The organism is Candidatus Contendobacter odensis Run_B_J11, assembly GCF_000531125.1.
GTDB classification, from domain to species: Bacteria; Pseudomonadota; Gammaproteobacteria; order Competibacterales; family Competibacteraceae; genus Contendibacter; species Contendibacter odensensis.
Genome location: NZ_CBTK010000155.1, coordinates 1 through 3,810, shown reverse-complemented (window position 1 = coordinate 3,810; position 3,810 = coordinate 1). Strand labels below are relative to the sequence as shown.

Annotated in this window: 4 protein-coding genes and 2 pseudogenes; 4 read left to right on the top strand and 2 right to left on the bottom strand. The window is 55.8% G+C overall.

What is annotated here, in order from left to right:
* The 4 genes and pseudogenes from BN874_RS10875 to BN874_RS10860 all read left to right on the top strand — a co-directional run.
* A pseudogene (locus tag BN874_RS10875) lies at positions 1–348 on the top strand (hypothetical protein); the annotation flags it as partial.
* A gap of 144 nt (positions 349–492) precedes the next feature.
* On the top strand, positions 493–1,380 hold the full coding sequence (locus tag BN874_RS10870) for a hypothetical protein (protein ID WP_034433130.1): 888 nt from the start codon (positions 493–495) through the stop codon (positions 1,378–1,380).
* A 5-nt stretch (positions 1,381–1,385) separates the two neighbouring features.
* Positions 1,386–2,363 (top strand): hypothetical protein, encoded by a 978-nt coding sequence (locus tag BN874_RS10865; protein WP_034433127.1) that lies wholly within the window; start codon positions 1,386–1,388, stop codon positions 2,361–2,363.
* A 27-nt stretch (positions 2,364–2,390) separates the two neighbouring features.
* Positions 2,391–3,314, top strand: a complete 924-nt coding sequence (locus BN874_RS10860) for a hypothetical protein (protein ID WP_034433124.1) — start codon at positions 2,391–2,393, stop codon at positions 3,312–3,314.
* Positions 3,315–3,388: 74 nt separating this feature from the next.
* Here the strand turns inward: BN874_RS10860 and BN874_RS10855 are convergent, their stop codons facing one another.
* Together BN874_RS10855 and BN874_RS10850 are read right to left on the bottom strand one after the other, a co-directional pair.
* The gene (locus BN874_RS10855; protein WP_034433121.1) at positions 3,389–3,583 is read right to left on the bottom strand and encodes a tyrosine-type recombinase/integrase; all 195 of its coding nucleotides are present in this window, start codon (positions 3,581–3,583) and stop codon (positions 3,389–3,391) included.
* Positions 3,583–3,771: pseudogene (locus BN874_RS10850) on the bottom strand (recombinase family protein); the annotation flags it as partial. The gene BN874_RS10855 and the pseudogene BN874_RS10850, both read right to left, overlap by 1 nt.
* Positions 3,772–3,810 lie beyond the last annotated feature (39 nt).

Genomic DNA, 3,810 nt, shown 5'->3' with positions numbered 1-3,810 from the left:
GGCCCGGGCGAGGGCGGACGGCCGATCGTCGGCGAGCCGCAGCCGGTCGATCCAGTAGGCGGAATAGCCTGTGACGGGTCGTTGCGGGTGAGCGGCGGTTCGGGCCATTCCGGTTCCTCGAAGCGGTTGATCGGACAAAGCGCGGGGCCGATGGCCTATTCCGGCCAGACCATGACGCTTCGCCACGCCCGGGCTGCGGAGTTGGGGTCGTGGCTGGATTTGGTGGCGGCGAAGGGCGAGGTGTTCGTGCAGTTCTGGCTGAAGTCGAGGGCGGCAGCGGTAACGCTGGGGGTGGGGGAGGAGCGGGAGGTGGAAAGGATACCGGCGCAGTTGCAGCGGTTTTTGTGAAACCGATGGTAAGGGTCGATCGTGGAATGAAAAATTGAAAAATAATAATTCCTGAGTAATTTACTCGTATATTTTGGTTTTTGTACTATACTTCAGTCTGGATGGTTAGATTTCTTATCCTTGAGATGCTCAAGGAGGTGACTTATGGCTATCGGTAAAGACGAAGTAGTGGAAGTTCTTGCGGATTTGAGGATTCGGAGCATCCGGTTCAGCGCTGGCCCGATCCATGTCAATGTCGATGAGTATAATCGGGTGGCCGACTTCATCGATTCCGGTGCCGTTAAAGTAAAATCAACAAAACAGTCTTTCAATCGCTATATTCCTGAAACAAACACGCTTTTTCTGAAAGACGGCGATTCGCGTAACGACTTCAATGTCCGTTCCGGCGTCCTGCACGAATGCACCCATGTCATTGCTGATATCAACAAGGTACAAGTCTCAAGGCTGAACGACGAGGCTACCGCCTACCTCGCACAATTTTCATTCTTTAAGCTGCTCAATCCATCTTTTTCGAAGGCGTGGATCAGAGGCGATCCCATGGACGACCTGATGCGCGTGGGGTTCAACCTGGTTACGGACTATGGCCTCGGCCAGCCCACCGGCTTCGGAGCCAGAATATCTTCGACCGATATCGGTAACTTGGGCTTCTTGGTTCAGAAGCTCCCGGGTTACTCACATATTAAACGAGAGGACCAACTGGCGGCCGATGGCGTGGCTCTGACCGAGATTCAGAGTGTCGCTCATCACGCGAATCAAATCGCGAGACTTGCCGATAAGACCAAGTACGAAATTTGGCTGCTCAGTACCGTGAATGCGACGCAGACCGGTAGCGGCGCACAAAAGTCATTGGCTTACCAGAGTCTCCGCCAACACTTTTTCATGGTCTACCAGCCCGTTGCGACCGTGCTTCTGCACCGATTGTCAGCCATCAAGAAAGGTGATCCGTTATCGGAGCGCTTCGACAGTGCGTTCACTGCTCAGGAAAAGTTTCAGCTTCTTGATGCGCTTAGGGCGCCGAAACCTCCTGGATAGTCACCATGCCAGCCAACTATTCGGCCATTGGGAAGGACGGTGGCTTCTTCAATTCCGCTCCGCCTTGCCTCGTTGTTCCCTACGAGAGGCTCAGCCTCGTTTGGCTTAACGGCGTGCGTCCGTTCGACATCAATCGCGACCTCAAATTTGACAGGACCAACTTGACTGTGAAGGGGGTGACCCCGGCCGACCTCCTGAATCAGTTCATGATCTATGCTGAAAATTTCCCGCAGACCCTGCGCAATGAAGTGCTCGCGCTCAGCAGCCAGGCGCGCAATCTTATTCAATCCGGCAGCACACTGCTGTCGGTGGAAGGCAGCATCGCCGGCTCCAGCGCTGCGCTCGATTGCATAAGCCGGTCGGGTACGGCCAGGCTGGATGTGATCACGGCGAGACAGCGGAAGATCGCCGTCTCCTTCCGCTTCGTTCGCTACCAGGACAGCGCCGGACAAATGAAAGGAGGAACCTCCCAGGAGCCGGCCGAGGCGGAAAAGTTGCTGGCCGTCATGAACCGCCTATTCCTGCCCTCGGCGAACATCGAACTCACGCTGCTGAACGCGAAGGCCGAAAACCTGAACCAGCCGCTCGGATCGGCGGTTTCGATGGAGAATTTCCAGAAACACGTTTTGCCGTTGCGCGATCCCAACGCCGACTTGACCGTATTCTTCATCGGGAAATGGAAAGGCACCACCGACCCCCTCGGCTCCACGTTCCCTCATTACAAAAGTATGGTTGTTGACGACGCTCCGCTGCAATACATTGCACCGCAAACTGGCTGGCCTCCTCACCAGAGGACCGACGACCAGATCTACTACTCGAAAGACCGTGCCGCGACCGATCGCGACTTACACATTGTCTTGGCCCACGAAATTGCCCACTTCCTCGGCGCTAATCACAACAACGGAGACGACAATTTGATGTCCATAAACCGGCAGGACCTCAAGCTGAATAAGGGCATCGTGATGGCCATTTGCGGCAAGTAGGCCGCTACAACGCGCTGGAGATTGGTGATGGCAGATCTCACACCTAACGATGTTGTCTTAATACCTTGGCGGTCCCTGGACCCGCCAGTCGTGCAGATGATTCAGGTGGGTGATCCCAAATTGCCCCCTGCCGCAGCCGTATCGGGAGCAATCCAGATCAAATTTCCCGACATTTACGCGCTGGCCACAGTCACGGTGCGAGGCACTCCGGGAGCGGATGTGGGACTTTGGAGGTTTGGTTTTATTCAGTTGGGTTTCATTAATACCGATTGGGCTCACTATCGCAACCCGGACCCAGCCGATGGCAGCGTCTTCGTGGCCAGGGATCGACCCCCCGCCCTCGACCAGCAACTTTGCCGGGACTCCGTTGCCAAGACAGGAATCACAGGCGCTTTGCAGAGGTTTCCTTATGTGGGCCCAATCATCTTTTATGACCCCGAGACGCCAATCAATGATTGGTGGAATCGTCGGATCACCGGGTTTCTGCCCTTGGGGACAAAAATTCCTGTGGGCGGCAAGCTGATCTTCACTGTTCTTTTCAGCGATTCGCCAGCCCCTCATTGGTGGGGGTTGAATAAGGTGAATAACAAGGCAATGCGAGTAAACCAGCTCTACTCGCTGCAATATTCGAGGGCCTTTGCGACGATGTTCGCTTTTCAGAAAGGCCCAGGTAAACCCATCGAGGTACTCAAGTCGTTTCAATGGAACGTCAGGTGGCGCGCCCATTTCGGCACGCAAGCCGTACAGAATGTGCAACTTCCTGCGAGGCCGGGCGATGTTATGGACATGAACATATCCCACGTTGTGAACGGAACGCCTAACGATGCTCGCTTTAAGTTCCGGGTCTTGGATACGATGCTACCCATCTGCAATGCTCAAATTCCCAAGTCGGTCAAAAATCAGGTGATCAGGGAATCGAAAACACATGAAGACTGGAAGGTGACGCACTGACCGTGTCCGTGGCGGCTGGAGAGGGGAGTGTAGTCAGGTCTTGTCTTTTGCCATGCGTCCCAACCTGATTACCCTCACAACCTCCCCACCACTTTCTCCATCCTTTCCTGCCCGACATTGGTGTAAATCTGCGTCGTGGCGATGCTCTCATGGCCGAGCAGGGCCTTGATGTCCACCCGTTCAGCGCCAGCGTTGAGCAGGTTCGTGGCGTAAATATGCCGCAATTTGTGCGGGGAAATCTTCTTCTCGATGCCCGCCTTGTCCAGCATCAGCCGCAGGCAGGCCCCCGCCGCCGGACCGCCAGCAGCTTTTCCCCGTCCGGGCGCAGTTCACCTTTGGGCCCGACGTGGCGGTAGAGGGTCTGGCGGGTGATGCCCAGTTCGGCGCACAGCGCGCCGACGCGGGTTTCCGGTTGCCCCATCGCCGCTTGAGCGAGTCGCAGCTTGGCGGGGGTCATCGTGGAAATTCATGCGGATTAGATCGGAAGAGCACACGT

What these genes read in the sequence shown, in the direction of transcription:
- BN874_RS10870 (WP_034433130.1), top strand. Translation starts at nt 493, where the DNA reads ATGGCTATCGGTAAAGACGAAGTAGTGGAAGTTCTTGCGGATTTGAGG.
- BN874_RS10865 (WP_034433127.1), top strand. Translation starts at nt 1,386, where the DNA reads ATGCCAGCCAACTATTCGGCCATTGGGAAGGACGGTGGCTTCTTCAAT.
- BN874_RS10860 (WP_034433124.1), top strand. Translation starts at nt 2,391, where the DNA reads ATGGCAGATCTCACACCTAACGATGTTGTCTTAATACCTTGGCGGTCC.
- BN874_RS10855 (WP_034433121.1), bottom strand. Translation starts at nt 3,583, where the DNA reads ATGCTGGACAAGGCGGGCATCGAGAAGAAGATTTCCCCGCACAAATTG.